Here is a 15,544-nt window from a genome sequence, read left to right as displayed (position 1 = left end):
CGCTATCTCTCCGCATCAGCGGCGGCGACTCGAACTACTCTACACACCAAGCAGACCCCAAACAAATCGGCCCCCACAGGTGTCCCGCGGCGTCATATTCCCCGGTGTTCCGCGGAATCCGGCGGCCGCATCGGTCCTCAACTAACCAGCCGCCCGGCGTCGGACCGTTGTGGAGTAGGTCACACCGGGCAGTGGCGGTGGAAGGCGTTCTGTCCCCGTGCCCTGCTACCTGTCCCCCAGCAGCGCCTGCACCTGGAGCAGGAACTTGAGGCCGCCGTCGGACAATTCCCGCTCCCGCAGCCAGAGTCGATCCCCGGGAAGCGTGAGCTGGAGGCTGCCCAGGGACTGCCGCACCGTGCGGTCGATGTCTTGTACCCACTCGGCCGGGATCGGGTCGCCGGAGCGCGTCACAAAGCCGGAGGCCTCGAGCGCCCTGATGATGACCTCGTCGCGGACGGCATAGGAAGGCTCAAATCCCTGGACGGACCAGTGCGCCGCCAGCCGGGTCATGAGTTTCACGGCGTCGTGCTGCGAGGCGCCGATGGCCTGCACCAGGAAGTCCCACAGCTTGTCCGGCTCGGCCAGGCCGAGCTTGCCCATCGACCCGAGCAGCAGCCTGCCGTTGCGCTTGCGCAGCAGTTTCCACGTGAGCAGCTGCAGGCGGAGGTCCATCACCTCGGGCGTGTTGATCTCCCGGTTGCCTTTGCCCACGGTTTCGTCGATCCAGCCGAGCTCTTCCATTGTGCGGCGGACCATTGCCGGCTTCAGGTAGCCGTCCTTCGTCAGTTCCAGCCCCTCCCCCGCGGCATTTTCCAGGAGCCACAGGACCGGGCGGAGTACGGCGCCCCGCTCCGCCGCGGTGACCGGCCGCGGCCACAGCTGCAGGCTGAGACGGCGGAGGCTCCGGTTGACGGCGTCGAGGTCAAAGGCGGTGACGTCGAACTTGGACGTCCACTCGCCGGTGACCCGGTAGAACCACATAGCCGCGTCGTGGTGCTCCGGGTGCTTCTCATTCGCGAGTACCTCCGCAAGTTGGCGGTACCCGCCAATCCCTCCGGAGTCCTCCACCGGTCCGCGGTTGGCACCCTCCACACAGCTGATGGTGCCCTCGGGGACCCACCCGGGCCCCACGAGTTCCACACGATGGTTCCAGGAGTCGCCGAAGTCGTATTCGTACTCAAACAACTCGGGCGACGGTCCCGCTGCATCCAGGAGTTCAAAAAGGACGACGCCGGACGCCGGCTCCGCGCCGGAGTCCTCCGCCGCCTCGTCGGGGCCAACAATGATGCGCCCTTCGCCGTGGCGGTCGACGCAGCGGATGCCGTAGAGGTGCTGGTCGTGCCAGCCGAAGGCCCGCTGGATGGCCTCGTGGAACTGCGGAACCGTGATGGTTTCCGGGACGAGGAGTCGCCGCCAGATCTCCGGCGCCGTGCCCTCGATGTTGATTCGGAGGTCAAAGGCGGGGACGGGGATCGGGAGACTCGGGTCCGCGGGCTGCATGTCGGCCATTGTTCCAGAGATACGGCCCCGCGCTCTCCCCAACCCGGCCGTGAACCCAGAAGGGGCCGCCCCCCGATGTTGCGCGGCCTACCCACCCGCCCAACCGCCGTTTAACGCTCCGGCTGCAGCGCTTTGCTCCACAACACCGCACCGTTGGCGTCGCGCAGGCTGGCGGTGAAGACGTCGTCGGCGCCGAGGTCCACGTGGCCGAAGAACTGGCTCTTGCCGCTGCGCGGGGATTCGTTGGCGTAGGCGCCGGTCTTGAAGAACGCCACTTCCGGGCCGAACGTCCCGTCCAGGGCGTTCGGGCCGAAGCTGCCGGCGTTGATGGGCCCGGCGACGAATTCCCAGAACGGATCGAAGTCGGTGAACCCGGCGCGCTCCGGGGAGTAGTGGTGCGCGGCGCAGTAGTGCACGTCGGCGGTCAGCCAGACCACGTTCTTAACCCGGTTGCGCTTGAACGCGGAGAGCACCCCGGCGAGCTCGAGTTCCTTGCCCAAGGGGGCGCCGGCGTCGCGGTTGGAGAGCGATTCCTCGTTGACGGGGCCGTCGGGGACCACCAGCCCCAGCGGCAGGTCGTTGGCGATCACCTTCCAGGTGGCCTTGGACTTGCTCACTTCGCGGATCAGCCAGTCGGCCTGCTCCTGGCCGAGGATGTGGGTCAGGTGCGTTTCCTTGCCGTCGGTGTTCGGGTCCTTGAAGCTGCGCATGTCCAGGCAGAAGATGTCCAGCTGCGGGCCGCGGCTGATCTTGCGGTAGATCCGGGCGGGCTCGAAGCCGGTGCCTCCGGCGCTGACGCCGGCGATCGGCTGGTACTCCTGCCAGGCCTGTCGGCCGCGGGCGGCGAGGACGTCCACGCGGCGTTCGGTGTAGCGGGTGTCGGTGAGGATCTGGCCGGGGTACCAGTTGTTGTGCGTCTCGTGGTCGTCCCACTGCGCGATTACCGGAACCTGCGCGTACAGGGCGCGGACGTTCTTGTCCATCATGTTGTAGCGGTGCCGGCCGCGGAAATCGTTGAGGGATTCGGCCACCTTGGAGACTTCCTCGGTCACGAGGTTGCGCCAGATTTGGCCGTCCGGTTCGGTCACCTGCGCGCTGATGGGACCGTCGGCGTAGATCGTGTCGCCGGAGTGGATAAAGAAGTCCGGGGCAGTGGCGTGCATGGCCGCGTAGCCGCGCATCCCGCCGATCTCCTCGTTGATGCCCCAGCCCTGGCCGGCGGTGTCGCCGCTCCAGACGAAGCTTTGGCCGCGGGCGGCGCGGCCGCTGCTGAGCTGCCCGGTGTCCGGGGCGGTGCTGAAGGAGCCCTGCGCGGTCTCGCCGGCGTTGCCGTCGGCGTCCTCGAAGTGCAGGCTGAGGGCGAAGCGGGTGCCGGCGGGCAGATGCTCGGCGTTGATCTTGGCGGTGAAATCGGTCGCCTCGGACGCGGCACTCCCGCGCAACACCCGCTGGAAGGCGCGGCCGCCGCGGAGTGGGGACCCGTCGTCGTCGACGGCCAGCAGGTTCGCCACCAGCGTCCCCGGGCCCGACGCGCGGGACCACAGCACGCCGGAGCCGGTGGTGGCATCGCCGGTAGCGATGCCCGACGGCAGGGTCAGGCGGTTGCGGACCAGCGCGACGCCGGCGGGCCGGGCGGCGCTGGCCGCACCGGCCGTTGCGGGGACGACGGCGGCGGCACCGGCGGCGGCCAGTGCGCCTTTGAGGACATTGCGGCGGGTGAAATCAGTCATGGTTTTCATCCTTGACTGCCCGCGTAAACCTGCGGTGGCGGAGGTGTGAACAGCGCCGGGCCAGTGGATTCGGGTGCGGCCAGCGGAGCCAGCAGGCGGGCGGTTGCTCTATCACGTATGGCTGTTCTGACGGCTCAGACCAGCCAAAGGTGATAGAGCATCCGGGCAGGAAGCCCTCAGCGGGAGGCGGCGTCGACGAAGGCGACCTGGCCGGCGTACTGCTGGTAGAGCTTGACCGCCTCGTCGACGTCGATGTTCCCGATATTGAGGGAGACGGCGAGGCCCTCGAGCTGGGCGTTCGACGTTTCGGCAGCGCTCACCCGGTCAGCGACGGCGCGGGAGGTGGCGAAGTTGGTGGCCAGGGCCGCGGCGACGGAGAGGATCACGGCGAGCAGGCACAGCACCCGCCAGACGATCGAGTCCTCGCTGAGCGCGAAGAGGCCGGCGACGGCGTCGGTGAACCCGGTGCCGCCCACCGCGGGGCCGGCGGTGAGCGCGGCGGCCAGGCCGCTGCCGACGATGCTGATGTTGGAGAGCCTGTTCCGGCGGGGTCGCTCGCGGGCCAGGTAGGCGCGGATGGCTTGCTGTTTTTCGTCGATCCGGGTGGACAGCCGTTGCCGGGCGTCTGGTGTTTCGCTCATGGTGTGTGCCAGCTTCCCTCGCCGATCACTGGGGTTCCGCGTGGTGGCGAACGCGGACAGCAACAGGATGCTCCCGCGCGTGTGCGGTGTCCAGTGGGCCGGTCCGGCACACCTGGGTTAAACAAAAGCAGGGCCCGTCCGAGGACGGGCCCTGCTCGAAACCTAACGGTCCCGGGTATCTAAGGAAATTAGATAGCCTGGATGTTGGTGGCCTGAGGACCCTTGGGGCCCTGCTCGGTTTCGAAGGAGACCTTCTGGTTCTCTTCGAGGGAGCGGAACCCGGAGGAGTTGATCGCGGAGTAGTGCGCGAAAACGTCCTGCGAGGAGTCATCGGGGGAAATGAAGCCGAAGCCCTTTTCAGCGTTAAACCATTTGACGGTACCAGTAGCCATTATTTTTGTCCTTCGTGAAGGTGGAGGAACTGTCCCGACTTTCGGGTCCTCCTGTTTGGGGTGCTCAAAACCGCTGCTTCAGAAGAACACGGACTTTCGACCGTGCGTACTGCCTGAACTACGAACTGCATAAACACAACAACAGGATCTACTCTACAGGACGGATGGACGGGCGGTTTACCACACGTCATAAGAAGGCATTCACGACGCCGTCCCGGTTGCGCCGTCGGGTGAGAACCGGCTCAGGTAGCCCAATCTTGAGCTGTGGACGTGGGCGGCCATACCCCGCTCCGCCTCCTGGGCGTTCCCGGCGTCAATGGCTGCCATGATGGTGCGGTGCTCGCTCCAGGAGCTCTTACCCCGGGAGTCGACGTCGGACGCGTAAAGCCATTCGATCTTCCCCGAGATCTGGCGCAACAGCGCCGTCAAGGAGGAGCTTCGGCTTAGCTCCGCGATGCCCAGATGGAAGCGGATATTGAGCTCGGGGAGCAAATCAATCCGTCCGTCTGCAATCGCCTGGTCGCCCGCTTCCAACAGTGCGGCCAACTCTTTGCGGTGTTCCCACCACACCGGGTCCGGCCCTCCCGCAGCGAACTGCGCGGCTGCATGGCGGGCGGCACGCCTCGCGGTGGCCGCTTCCAGGGCTTCCCGGATGGCGAAGAGGTCATCTGCGTCATCGACCGGGATGGCGGAGACCGTTGACCCGGCGAAGGGTTTCGACTCAACGAAGCCTTCCACCTCCAGCGCGCGCAGCGCCTCCCGTACCGGCACCCGGGAGATCCCATACTTGTGCGCCAACGCCGTTTCCGTGATCCGGCTGCCAGCCGGCAGCACGCCGAAGATGATGTCCCTGCGGATCTCGTCCTGGACGCGCTGCCGGGGGGCGTTGTCCGCGCTATCTAGCGAATGCTGCACCAGGAATCGCTCCAAGTAGTTCTCGGGTGTAGTCGGCGGACGGAGCCAGGAAGACCTGGTCCACGCTGCCCGATTCCACCACTTTTCCGGATTTCATGACCACCACATTGTGTGCGATCTGGCGGACCACGGCCAGATCGTGGGTAATGAAGAGGTAGCTCAGGCCCAGCCTATCCTGCAGATCTCCCAACAGATCCAGGATCTGTTCCTGCACCAGCACATCCAGCGCGGAGACGGCTTCATCGCAGATCAGGACCTCAGGCTCCAAGGCCAGCGCCCGGGCGATCGCCACACGCTGGCGCTGTCCGCCGGACAGCTCGCTGGGGCGGCGCTGGGCGACAGTGCGTGGCAGTGCCACCTGGTCCAGGAGTTCGCCCACCCGCTGCCGCCTGCTCGCCGGATTTCCGACGCCGAAAATCCGCAACGGTTCGTCGATCAGCCGCTCGATCGAGTAGGTCGGGTCCAGGGAGCCGAACGGGTCCTGGAAAACCGGCTGGACGATCCGGCGCAGGTCGCGCCGCTCGCGGACGTTGCTGGTGGCGAGGCTGCCGCCGTTGATGAGGGCCTCGCCCCCTGACGCGGTTTCGAGTCCCAGGACGATCCGGGCCACCGTGGTCTTCCCCGATCCCGATTCGCCGACGATCGCGGTGGTGGTGCCGCGGTCGACACTGAAGGAGACATCGTCCACTGCTTTGACCACTCCCCCGCGTTGGCCGCGCAGTTTGAACTCCTTGAAGAGGTTCCGGACGGTCAGCACCGGCGCGCCGGCAGCGGCGGGTTCCGCCGTCACCCCGGCGCCGGGCAGCAGGCTGGCCGACGGCGCCGCAGCCACCAGACGGGCGGTGTACTCCTCCTGCGGGTCGAACATGATCTCCTGCGGCGTGCCGGTTTCGACGATCCTGCCGTCAGCCATCACGATGATCCGGTCCGTGCGGTCAGCAGCCAGCCCCAGGTCGTGGGTGACGAAGAGCAGTGAGGTGCCGCGGGCGTCCACCAGCGTCTGCAGGTGGTTCAGGATCTGCCGCTGCACCGTCACGTCCAGCGCCGAGGTCGGCTCGTCGGCGATCAGCAGGTCCGGTTCGCCGGCGAGGGCGATCGCGATCAGCACCCGCTGGCGCATCCCGCCGGAGAACTCGTGCGGGTACTGCCCGTACCGGCGGCCGGCGTCGGGGATCCCGGCTTCCGCCATTAGTTCGACGGCGCGCTTCTTCACGGCGGCCCGGCCGCGCAGGCCGTTACTGACCAGGGCGTCCGCGATCTGCGCGCCGACCTTCATGGACGGGTTTAGGTTGGACATCGGGTCCTGGGGGACCAAGCCGATCCGGGTGCCGCGGATGGCGCGCATCTGCTTCCCGGTCAGGTCCGCCAGATCCGTGCCGTCGAGGAGAATGGAGCCCTGGGAGACCCGGCCGCTGCCCGGAAGCAGACCGAGGATCGCCCCGATCACGGTGGACTTGCCCGAACCGGACTGGCCGACAATAGCCACCCGTTCGCCCTTTTTGAGATCGAAGCTCACGCTTTCCAGCACCGGCGCGCCGCCGTAGCTGACCTCAAGGTTCCGGACGGAGAGCAGGGTCTTGTCTTGGTTGTTAGCGTCCGGCTGCATAGCCCTGCGCTCCTCTGGGGTTGGCGGCGGCCTTCAGCAGACCGGTTTCGGGATCGGAGACAACGCAGGAGAGCCGGCCAAGGGCCCAGTCTCCGGCGCGGGTAACAACGTGGCCGCGGCGTTCCAGCTCGTCGATGACGGGCTCGCCGAGCCGGTCCTCGACCACGGCACCGCCCGGGGTCCAGGTGCGCGGCCAGAATGACCCCGGGATTGAGGTGGTGTGCAGTGCGGGCGCGTCCACGGCTTCCTGCGGGGAGTATCCGCCCACCAGGGTCCGGAGCAGGTAGAGCAGCTGCCACTGGTCCTGCTGGTCGCCGCCCGGCGAGCCCAGCGCGGTGACCGGCTTGCCGTCCTTGAGGACCAGCGTGGGGGTCAGGGTGGTCCGCGGACGCTTGCCCGCGGCCAGGGTGGAAGGGGCGCCGTCTTCCAGCCAGGTCATCTGTAGCCGGGAGCCCAGGCAGAAACCCAGCTCCGGGATGGCGGGCGAGGACTGCAGCCAGCCGCCCGACGGGGTCGCCGAGATCATGTTGCCCCACCGGTCCACCACATCAATATGGCAGGTGTCGCCGCGGGTTTCCCCGCTGGGCATGACAGTGGGTTCGCCCACGCCGGCAAACAACAGCTCGCCCTCGCCGGTGCTCGACGGCGGCAGGTATTCGGTGCGCAGCGGCGGGATAAACGGCTCGTGGCCGGGGACGGTGCCGGGGCGGAACTTGTGCGATGCCCGGTCGGTGATCAGTTGGCGGCGCTGGGCGGCGTATTCCGGGCTCAGCAGGTAGTCCAGGGGCACAGTGTTGTCGCCGTAGTACGCCTCGCGGTCTGCAATCGCGAGTTTTTGTGCTTCCAGGATGGTGTGGGCGCCGAGGGCGGTGGAGGGATCCAGGTACTCGTCGGGGAAACCGTCGAGGATGGCCAGCGTCTGCAACAGTGCCGGGCCCTGGCCCCAGGGACCGGTCTTGGCGATGGTGTGTCCGCGGAATTCCAGCGTGGTGGCCGATTCGTAGGAGGCGCTGCAGGACGCGAAGTCCGCTTCGGTGATGACCGCAGCGTGGTCCGTTCCCGAGGAGTGCCGGTGCGGGGCAGCCAGGAACTCGACGGCGGCCTTGGCCACGAAGCCCTCGCTCCATTCCCGCCGGGCGGCGTCGATCCGGGCTTCCCGCGATCCGGTCCCTTCGGCGGCACCGCCGTCCCCGGGAGCGCTGTCCCCGGCGGCGACCAGCCGGTCCAGGACGTCGGCGTAGGCGACGTTCTTGACCAGATCGCCGCCGGCCGGAATCTTGCCGTCGGGCATCCAGAGGGCGGCCGACGTCGGCCAGTGTTCGGTGAAGAGGTCCTTGACGGTCTCGATGGTGGTCCCTACCCGGTCCACGATCGGGTGGCCGTCGCGGGCGTAGCCGGTCGCGAAGGCCAGCACGTCGGATAGTTCCCAGGTGCCGTGGTCGCGGAGCAGGAGGAGCCACGCGTCGAAGGCGGCGGGAACGGCGGCGGCCAGTCCCCCGGCGCCGGGCACCAGCTCCAGCCCTTCGGCCAGGTAGTGCTCGCGGTTCGCGGCGGCGGGCGCCGGGCCCTGCCCCATCAGGATCACGGGGTGGGACAGCGCGTCGGCGGTGACGAAGACGCCGGTCATGTCCCCGCCCGGACCGTTCAGGTGCGGCTCCACGACCTGCAGCACAAACGCGCCGGCGACGGCGGCGTCGAACGCGTTGCCGCCGCGTTCGAGCACCGCCTGGGCGGACGCCGTCGCGAGCCAGTGGGTGGAGGCGGTCATGCCGAAGGTGCCCTGCAGGGTGGGGCGGGTGGTGAAGGAAGCTGCGGGTGTGTACGTCACGGGCTACTTTCGGCTAGAGGTCGAGGGGTCCAGGGCGTCGCGCAGGGCGTCCCCGAAGAGGTTGAAGGCCAGGCAGATTACGGCGATGCCGATGCCCGGGATGATCGCCGCGGTGGGGGAACGGAAAATGTACTGCTGGGCGTCGGAGAGCATGATGCCCAGGCTCGGTGACGGCGGCTGGATCCCGAGGCCCAGGAAGGACAGCAGGGCCTCCCCGATCACGGCGACCGGCATGATGACGGTGGCCTGGACGATCAGGGCGGAGGCGGTGTTGGGCAGGACATGCCGGAAGATGATCCGGCCGCCGGAGGCGTCCATGGTTTTGGCGGCGAGCACAAAATCGCTTTCCTTGATCCGCAGGGTCTCACCGCGGACCACCCGGATCATGGCCGGGATGTGCGCGATGCCCAGGGCAACGGCGGCGTTGCCCAGGCTGGGTCCGCTGATGGCCACCAGTCCCACGGCGATGATCAGGAACGGAAAGGCCAGCGTGACGTCGGTCAGCCGGGAAATGATGACGTCCAGCCACTTCCAATAGCCCGCCAGCAGTCCCAGCGGGGCGCCGACCAGGACCGAGAGCAGCACGGAGAGCACCCCCACGATCAGCGAGGCGCGGATGCCGAAGACCAGGCGGGAGAAAATGTCACGGCCGAGATCGTCGGTGCCGAGCAGGAAGCCGACGGTGCCGGGCCTTTGGAACGGGGTGTTGAAGTGCACCTGCGCGGGATCGTAGGGCGCGATCAGCGGCGCGAGGAGGGCCGCGAGGATCACCAGGGCCAGCATGATGCCGCCGGTGAGGCCCAGCGGGTTGCTGCGCAGTGATTTCCAGATGCGTCCGCGGGAGGAGCCCAGTCCTGCTGAGTCCAGCGCTGCGGGACGGATTTCGGTGATGGCCATTTAGTTGCCTCCTACTCGGATTTTCGGGTTGATGACCGAGTACAGGATGTCCACCGCAAGATTGATCACGATGTAGCTCACGGTAATGATGAGCACCACGGCCTGTATGACGGGATAGTCGCGGGTGAAGACGGCGTCGAGGGTGAGCTTTCCGAAGCCCGGCAGCGCGAAGATCCGCTCCGTGACCACCGCTCCGGAGATCAGCCCGCCCAGCTGCAGGCCCACGATCGTAACCACCACAATCAGGGAGTTGCGCAGCCCGTACCGGAACAGCACCCGGCCTGCGCCGAGGCCTTTGGCGTTGGCGGTCCGGACGTAGTCGGTGCTCATGGTTTCGATCATGGACGCCCGGGTCTGCCGGAGGATCACCGCGGCCAGAGCGGTGCCCAGGATGATGGCCGGCAGCGTCAGGTAGTACAGGCCCCGGAGGGGATCCTGCCCGACATCGACGTATCCGGAGGCGGGGAACCAGCCGAGGTTGACGGCGAGGTAGAGGATCGCGAGCAGTCCCAGCCAGAAGCTGGGCACCGAGAGGCCCACCAAGGCCACGGCGTTGGAGACCCATTCGGGCCAGCGGCCGCGGAAGCGCTCAGAGACGACGCCGAGGAGAATACCGGCGACGACGGCGAGGACGATCGCGTACGCCGCGAGCCAGAGGGTGACCGGAAGCGTGGTGCCGACCAGGTCGGTGACCGGGGTGCCGGTGCGGGTGGACCGGCCAAGGTCGCCGTGCAGGAGCCGGCCGATGAAGCTGAGGTACTGCGCGGGCAGGGGCTGGTCCAGTCCGAGCTGGGCGCGGACGGCATTGAGCTGTTCGGGGCTGGCTTCCTCCCCGGCCATTGCGATGGCGGGGTCGCCGGGGAGCTGGCGGATGCCGATGAAGATCACCAGGGAGGCCAGGACCAGGGTGACCAGGGACTGCCAGAGTCGGGTCGAGAGATAGCGGATCATGGTGGGTCCTTACTTCTTCGTCACGAAGGCTGCGTTGCTGAGGTGGACGACGCCGTCGGCAAAGGTGTCGATGCCGGCCACCTTGGTGCTGTAGGCCGTGAGGCTGCGGACGCGGTAAAGGTAGATCACCGGGTTGTCGGCCTGGACCTGCTTCACCACCTGGCCGTAGAGCTGTGCGCGGGCGGCCTGGTCCGTCGCGCTGGACGCCTCGGCGAGGAGCTTGTCCACCTGGGGGTTGCTGTAGCCGGAGTAATTGTTGCCGGCGCCGGTGGCGAGGAAGTTGAACATGTTGCCGTGCGGGTCCACGCGGCCGGACCAGCCGAGCTGGAGGGCGGCGAAGCTGCCGCGGGTCTGGACGTCCAGCAGGGTGGAGTATTCCACGGGCCGGATGGTCAGGGCGAAGCCTGCGTCCGCCACGGCGGCCTGCAGCGCCTGCGCGTAGCGCAGCGCATCAGGAGAGTTGCTGACCTGCAGCTCCACCGGATACGGGGTCTGCACTCCCGCTTCCTGCAGCAGTGCCTTGGCCTTGGCCGGGTTGAATTCCGGGCAGGCCTTGCTCAGGTCCGACGCGAAGGGGCTGGACGGCGCGATCGGCGAACAGGCGGGCTCGTACCAGTTGTTGAAGACGGTGTTCACCAGGGCCGCGCGGTCCACGGACATGGAAAGGGCCATCCGGACCTTGGCGTCCTTGGCCGTGGGGGTGTTGATCTCGCCCACGGGTTTGCCGACGCCGGCGGTATTGCCCAGGTTGAGGGTCAGGCCCTGGTAGCCCAGCGATCCCACCTGCAGGATGCCGACGCCGTCCTCCTTAGAGAGGGCGTCCACGTCCTGCGGCGAGACGGAGTCCGCTACCTGGACGGCGCCGGAGCGCAGGTTCGCTGCCCGGATGTTCGAATCCGTCATGATCCGGTAGGTGATGGTGTCCAGGTGGACGTTCTTGGCGTCGTAGTAGAGCGGGTCCCGTTCGACCTTGATGGAGGTCTGCGGCACCCGGCCGGCGAACTTGAAAGGACCCACGCACACCGGGTGGTCACCGAAGGAGGCGCCGGCCTCGGCCACGGCCTTGGGTGAGAGCACCATGCCGGCACGGTCCGCGAGGGCCGCGGTGATCGGGGCGAACGGCTTCTTGTAGTTAATCCGCAGCGTGGTGTCGTTGAGGGTCTGCACGCTGGCGATCGGCCCCAGCTCGCTCTTTCGCGCCGAGCCCTTCAGGGTCAGCCCGCGCTCGATCGTCAGCCGGGCGGCGTCGGCGTTGAACGGGGTGCCGTCGGCGAAGGTGGCGCCGGTCCGGACCGGGATGGTGACGGCCAGGCCGTCCGCGCTCACCTGGGGCAGCGCGGTGGCCAACTGCGGAACGATCTTGCCCTTGTCGTCAATGTCGTACAGCTTCTGGCACATCGTCTGCATGACGTAGCGGGTGTAGAGGGACGACGACGTCGTGGGGTCCAGGCGGTCGGGCTCTGCGGAGAGCGCCATCACCAGCGCCCCGCCCTCCTGGATTTTTTGGTTTCCAATCGGCGCGGACATCACGTCCGTGCGGGTGACCGCTGCGGGCAGGGCCTGGATCGGCTGGCAGCCGGTGGCAGCAACGGCAACGNACCAGCGCCCCGCCCTCCTGGATTTTTTGGTTTCCAATCGGCGCGGACATCACGTCCGTGCGGGTGACCGCTGCGGGCAGGGCCTGGATCGGCTGGCAGCCGGTGGCAGCAACGGCAACGATGGCGATGCTTCCCACCAGGGCGGCTGCCCGGGCGTGGCGCCGGCCGGTGGCCGGCGCGGCGGTGGTGCGGAACGAGAGTGACATGCGGATCCAAATCATCGGGTCGAAGACGACGTCAGTATTGAATACAATCTGTGTATGGATACTACATTCGTATACTTTTGTTTCAAGGATGTATCGGAGATATTTCTGTGAATCGCCAAAAATTTTTGGTCCGTACGGACCGCCTGCATCTGGTCCTGATGCTGATGCTGACGTTCTCCACCGGGGTGGTGGATGCGGTGGGCTATCTGGGGCTGGACCGGGTTTTTACCGGCAACATGACCGGGAACGTGGTGCTGCTGGGCATGGCCGTCGTGGGCGGCACGGGCCTGCCCGTCCTGCGCCCGGCCCTCGCGCTGGCTTTATTTATGCTGGGAGCAGCGCTGGCGGGACGGGTGCTGCGGCGCGGAGGCGAGGGCTGGACCCTCAGGACCTCCGCGAATTTCCTCGCGGTGGCCCTAGGCCTCTGGGCACTGACCGTGTTCGTGGCTTCGGCGCCAGTGCATGCCGAACAGCTCTTCGGCAACATGACCACCTCGGCGATGGCCCTGGTGATGGGGATCCAGGCCGCGACGGCCAAGAAACTCAAGGTTGCCGAGATCACTACGGTGGTGGTCACCTCCACCATTACCGGGCTCGCTGCGGACTCCCGTCTGGCCGGCGGCAGCGGTGTCCACTGGGTCCGCCGGGCGCTGGCGATTGTGTTGATCCTGCTGGGTGCACTGACCGGTTCAGCGGCCCTGCTGGCGGGGTTGTGGCTGGGGCTCGGGGTGGCCGCTGTGATTGCCTCGGTTGTGGTGGGGGTTGGGCATGCGCGATACAGGAAGGACGCGCGGGCAGCCTTGGCGGAGGTCGAGGAGACCGCCGGGGTTGGGGCCGGGGTGGGAAACTAGCCGTTCGAGACTGGGCGCCGCCTCAGCCGCGGTGTCCCGACGTCGCCGCCGTCATGGCCGGGGCCGGCGTCTCCGCCTCCCGCCCGACGCCCGGCCCGGCCGGGCTTTCCACACTGGCCTCTGCCACAGTGGCGTCGCCGGCCCGCAGGCGGACCCGCCGCTCCACCGCACGCCCGGCGGCGATCGAGAGCCGGTGGGCCGGCCGCTCCACGTAGCGGTAGAACAGCTCGGCGGCCACGAGCGAGGCTGCGACGGAGACCGCGAGCGCCAGCGGCAGCGAGACGTGCCTCAGCAAGGTGACGCCGGCAAGGGTGATCGGCAGGTGCACCAGGTAGAGGCTGAAGGAGACGCGGCCCAGCCATTGCGCGGCGGCGGTGTCCCCGAGCTTCTTCGCCGAGCCGCACAGAAGGAACACCAGGACGATCAGCGTCGCGCCGACGGTGACCACAGCCTCGACGCCGAGGATCGGCTGGTCCCGGCTGAACCATTCTGCGTTGGCCAGGAACAGGCCGGCGGCGGCGACCAGCAGCCAGACGAGGCGCGGCCAGGACCGGGTAAGCTCGCGGATCCGGTCCCGTTCGGCGCCCAGGATCGCCCCGATGGCAAAGATCGGGAGATAGGTCAGCCAGTCGAGGTGCTGCACCGCACCCAGCATGGCCAAGGCGAAGGCGATGCCGAGCTTCAGGTGCCAGAGGCTCCGCCAGCGGACGGCGAAGGCGACATAGGCCGGAAGCAGGAGGGAGAACGCGACCTCGTATTTGAGCGTCCACAGGGGTGTGTTGATGGTGCTCGCGTTAAGCAGGAGCGCGGCGTCCTTGAGGACCTGGCCCAGGTTCGGGTCGGTCACATACATGTCCGCCCAGACGCTCTGCAGCGGCGACACCGTGCGGGGAATAAGGGCAATCAACGCAACGGCCACAGCCAGGGATGCCCAGGCGGGAAGGTAGAGGCGGAGCAGCCGCTTGGCGTAGTACGGCGCCCAGGTCCTGGCGGCTCCCGCCTTGGTGAACGGCAGGATCAGCACGAAGCCGGAGAGCACAAAAAAGACGTGCACCGCCGGGGTGCCGTTCCAGAGGATATGCAGCGGGGAGAACACCGCCCAAGCCTCGGAATTGCTGAGCCCCGCGGTCCGGTCGCCGGCCACCACCCGCCCGATGTCGGGGAGCGTGGACAGCGCATGGCAGGCAACCACCACCAGGGCGGCAAGCCCCCTCAGGCCGTCCAACTGCGTGACTCGGGTTTGACCAGACTGATTCCGCATCAACCCCATGTTACCAGTTCGTTACATTCGGGTGGGTGGCGGTGTCTTCATCCGCCCAACCGCAGAGCGGCGCCGGCCGACGTCATCCGAGCCGACGTCGTCCGGGCCGCCGTGCAGTGTTGGAGCCGTTCCAGTCCTAGGACTAGGCGCCAATATTTGCAGTGCTGGACTCGGCGATCCTTTTGATCGCGGCGAGCGTCCTCGGAATGCCGTCGAGCGCCTGCTGGGTGCGGTCCGCGATTTGGGCGTCTGCCCCGTCGCCGAATTTCTCACCGAACATGGCGATCCCCTCCGGCAGGAATTCCCACGATTCGCTCAGGACGGTTCCGCCGTCGTCCGGGGTGAGGGTGAAGCCCCAGCGGACATACTTGCCGCCCACCACCCAGGCGAACTCGCGGCCGCGCTCGGCAGCCACCACCTGCGACCGGGTCTCCCAGGACCGCGTCGGGAGCTCGTTCCGGCCGGTGAACCAAGCACCGACGTGGCCGGCGCTGTCCTCGTCGTCCCACCAGCATGACGTACAAACCGGGCTCCACTCGCCGGTGCGGGTGATATCTGAGACAAGGTCGTAAAGCGTCTCGGCTGATGCGTTGACCGTGACCGACTCCTGGTACTGGCGGATGCTGCTCTGATTCATGGGTCCATCCTTACAGACTGCTCCCTCTTCCGGGCGGCGGACGGTTCGCGGGCGTCCTACCCGCGGCCTGTACCGCGCACTTTCGAGGGCATATCCTGCAGAAAGACCCGTTCAATGGCCACCAATTCCCGGAGGAACACCATGGAAATGCCGAAAGCGTCCGACGCCGACAAGGAGCACTTCCGCGCTGTGGTGCCGGAGATTCCCGAGGTGGTTATCAAGCCGATGTTCGGGAACCTCGGGGCGTTCGTGAACGGCAACATGTTCGCCGGCCTGTTCGGTCCCACCATCGGTGTGAAGCTCTCCGCGGCGGACAAGGCGACGCTCGAAAGCACCGAGCGGACCGTGCCGTTCGGGCCGGCCGAGCGCCCCATGGGCGGCTACACCGGACTCCCGGAGATCTGGAACTCCGAGGGCGACGGCGATGTGGCGCGCGCCAGGGCCTGGGTGGAGAAGGCGTTCGAGCACGTGGCCGGCCTGCCGCCGAAGGCGCCCAAAGCCCCGAAGGCTCCCAGGGTTTCGAAGAAGTAG

At 67.5% G+C, this 15,544-nt stretch carries 14 protein-coding genes; 2 read left to right on the top strand and 12 right to left on the bottom strand.

All coding sequences use genetic code 11. The annotated features are described in order from the left end of the window. Positions 1–225: 225 nt before the first annotated feature. The 10 genes from ABLI39_RS09480 to ABLI39_RS09435 form a co-directional block, all read right to left on the bottom strand. Positions 226–1,500 (bottom strand): plasmid pRiA4b ORF-3 family protein, encoded by a 1,275-nt coding sequence (locus ABLI39_RS09480; RefSeq protein WP_349413160.1) that lies wholly within the window; start codon positions 1,498–1,500, stop codon positions 226–228. A gap of 110 nt (positions 1,501–1,610) precedes the next feature. Further along, entirely contained in the window at positions 1,611–3,239 is a 1,629-nt protein-coding gene (locus ABLI39_RS09475; RefSeq protein ID WP_349413159.1) for an alkaline phosphatase D family protein, read from the bottom strand. A 167-nt stretch (positions 3,240–3,406) separates the two neighbouring features. Continuing rightward, positions 3,407–3,871 (bottom strand): hypothetical protein, encoded by a 465-nt coding sequence (locus ABLI39_RS09470; protein WP_349413158.1) that lies wholly within the window; start codon positions 3,869–3,871, stop codon positions 3,407–3,409. Positions 3,872–4,059: 188 nt separating this feature from the next. After that, positions 4,060–4,263 (bottom strand): cold-shock protein, encoded by a 204-nt coding sequence (locus ABLI39_RS09465; protein WP_011690916.1) that lies wholly within the window; start codon positions 4,261–4,263, stop codon positions 4,060–4,062. A gap of 201 nt (positions 4,264–4,464) precedes the next feature. Beyond that, positions 4,465–5,178: a GntR family transcriptional regulator gene (locus ABLI39_RS09460; protein WP_349413157.1), complete on the bottom strand. Its 714-nt coding sequence runs from the start codon at positions 5,176–5,178 to the stop codon at positions 4,465–4,467. Then, complete coding sequence (locus ABLI39_RS09455; protein ID WP_349413156.1) at positions 5,159–6,784, bottom strand: dipeptide ABC transporter ATP-binding protein; 1,626 nt, start codon at positions 6,782–6,784, stop codon at positions 5,159–5,161. Before ABLI39_RS09455 ends, ABLI39_RS09460 begins: the two co-directional genes overlap by 20 nt. Continuing rightward, the gene (locus ABLI39_RS09450) at positions 6,768–8,552 is read right to left on the bottom strand and encodes a gamma-glutamyltransferase family protein (protein WP_502935215.1); all 1,785 of its coding nucleotides are present in this window, start codon (positions 8,550–8,552) and stop codon (positions 6,768–6,770) included. Before ABLI39_RS09450 ends, ABLI39_RS09455 begins: the two co-directional genes overlap by 17 nt. A 63-nt stretch (positions 8,553–8,615) precedes the next feature. After that, positions 8,616–9,509 (bottom strand): ABC transporter permease, encoded by an 894-nt coding sequence (locus ABLI39_RS09445; protein ID WP_349413154.1) that lies wholly within the window; start codon positions 9,507–9,509, stop codon positions 8,616–8,618. Continuing rightward, complete coding sequence (locus ABLI39_RS09440; RefSeq protein WP_349413153.1) at positions 9,510–10,460, bottom strand: ABC transporter permease; 951 nt, start codon at positions 10,458–10,460, stop codon at positions 9,510–9,512. A gap of 9 nt (positions 10,461–10,469) precedes the next feature. Further along, complete coding sequence (locus tag ABLI39_RS09435) at positions 10,470–11,858, bottom strand: ABC transporter substrate-binding protein (RefSeq protein ID WP_502935214.1); 1,389 nt, start codon at positions 11,856–11,858, stop codon at positions 10,470–10,472. Between the two features lie 531 nt (positions 11,859–12,389). On the opposite strand from ABLI39_RS09435, the gene ABLI39_RS09430 reads away from it, so the two are divergent. Continuing rightward, positions 12,390–13,115 (top strand): YoaK family protein, encoded by a 726-nt coding sequence (locus ABLI39_RS09430; RefSeq protein WP_349413151.1) that lies wholly within the window; start codon positions 12,390–12,392, stop codon positions 13,113–13,115. Positions 13,116–13,137: 22 nt separating this feature from the next. Here ABLI39_RS09430 and ABLI39_RS09425 read toward each other — a convergent pair whose 3' ends face one another. Both ABLI39_RS09425 and ABLI39_RS09420 read right to left on the bottom strand, forming a co-directional pair. Continuing rightward, positions 13,138–14,376, bottom strand: coding sequence for an acyltransferase family protein (locus ABLI39_RS09425; protein WP_349413150.1), 1,239 nt, complete (start codon positions 14,374–14,376; stop codon positions 13,138–13,140). A 142-nt stretch (positions 14,377–14,518) separates the two neighbouring features. Then, positions 14,519–15,013 (bottom strand): SRPBCC family protein, encoded by a 495-nt coding sequence (locus ABLI39_RS09420; protein WP_349413149.1) that lies wholly within the window; start codon positions 15,011–15,013, stop codon positions 14,519–14,521. Between the two features lie 141 nt (positions 15,014–15,154). Here ABLI39_RS09420 and ABLI39_RS09415 point away from each other — a divergent pair, with 141 nt between their 5' ends. Next, positions 15,155–15,544, top strand: coding sequence for a TfoX/Sxy family protein (locus ABLI39_RS09415; protein WP_349413170.1), 390 nt, complete (start codon positions 15,155–15,157; stop codon positions 15,542–15,544).

Origin of the sequence: Pseudarthrobacter sp. B907, from assembly GCF_040137805.1 — a bacterium.
Classification (GTDB): Bacteria; Actinomycetota; Actinomycetes; order Actinomycetales; family Micrococcaceae; genus Arthrobacter.
The sequence above is the reverse complement of the archived record's forward strand: the minus strand, read 5'-3'. Positions and strand labels throughout refer to the sequence as shown.

What these genes read in the sequence shown, in the direction of transcription:
- ABLI39_RS09475 (WP_349413159.1), bottom strand. Translation starts at nt 3,239, where the DNA reads ATGAAAACCATGACTGATTTCACCCGCCGCAATGTCCTCAAAGGCGCA.
- ABLI39_RS09455 (WP_349413156.1), bottom strand. Translation starts at nt 6,784, where the DNA reads ATGCAGCCGGACGCTAACAACCAAGACAAGACCCTGCTCTCCGTCCGG.
- ABLI39_RS09420 (WP_349413149.1), bottom strand. Translation starts at nt 15,013, where the DNA reads ATGAATCAGAGCAGCATCCGCCAGTACCAGGAGTCGGTCACGGTCAAC.
- ABLI39_RS09445 (WP_349413154.1), bottom strand. Translation starts at nt 9,509, where the DNA reads ATGGCCATCACCGAAATCCGTCCCGCAGCGCTGGACTCAGCAGGACTG.
- ABLI39_RS09415 (WP_349413170.1), top strand. Translation starts at nt 15,155, where the DNA reads ATGGAAATGCCGAAAGCGTCCGACGCCGACAAGGAGCACTTCCGCGCT.
- ABLI39_RS09425 (WP_349413150.1), bottom strand. Translation starts at nt 14,376, where the DNA reads ATGCGGAATCAGTCTGGTCAAACCCGAGTCACGCAGTTGGACGGCCTG.
- ABLI39_RS09465 (WP_011690916.1), bottom strand. Translation starts at nt 4,263, where the DNA reads ATGGCTACTGGTACCGTCAAATGGTTTAACGCTGAAAAGGGCTTCGGC.
- ABLI39_RS09450 (WP_502935215.1), bottom strand. Translation starts at nt 8,552, where the DNA reads ATGACCGCCTCCACCCACTGGCTCGCGACGGCGTCCGCCCAGGCGGTG.
- ABLI39_RS09440 (WP_349413153.1), bottom strand. Translation starts at nt 10,460, where the DNA reads ATGATCCGCTATCTCTCGACCCGACTCTGGCAGTCCCTGGTCACCCTG.
- ABLI39_RS09470 (WP_349413158.1), bottom strand. Translation starts at nt 3,871, where the DNA reads ATGAGCGAAACACCAGACGCCCGGCAACGGCTGTCCACCCGGATCGAC.
- ABLI39_RS09480 (WP_349413160.1), bottom strand. Translation starts at nt 1,500, where the DNA reads ATGCAGCCCGCGGACCCGAGTCTCCCGATCCCCGTCCCCGCCTTTGAC.
- ABLI39_RS09435 (WP_502935214.1), bottom strand. Translation starts at nt 11,858, where the DNA reads ATGTGCCAGAAGCTGTACGACATTGACGACAAGGGCAAGATCGTTCCG.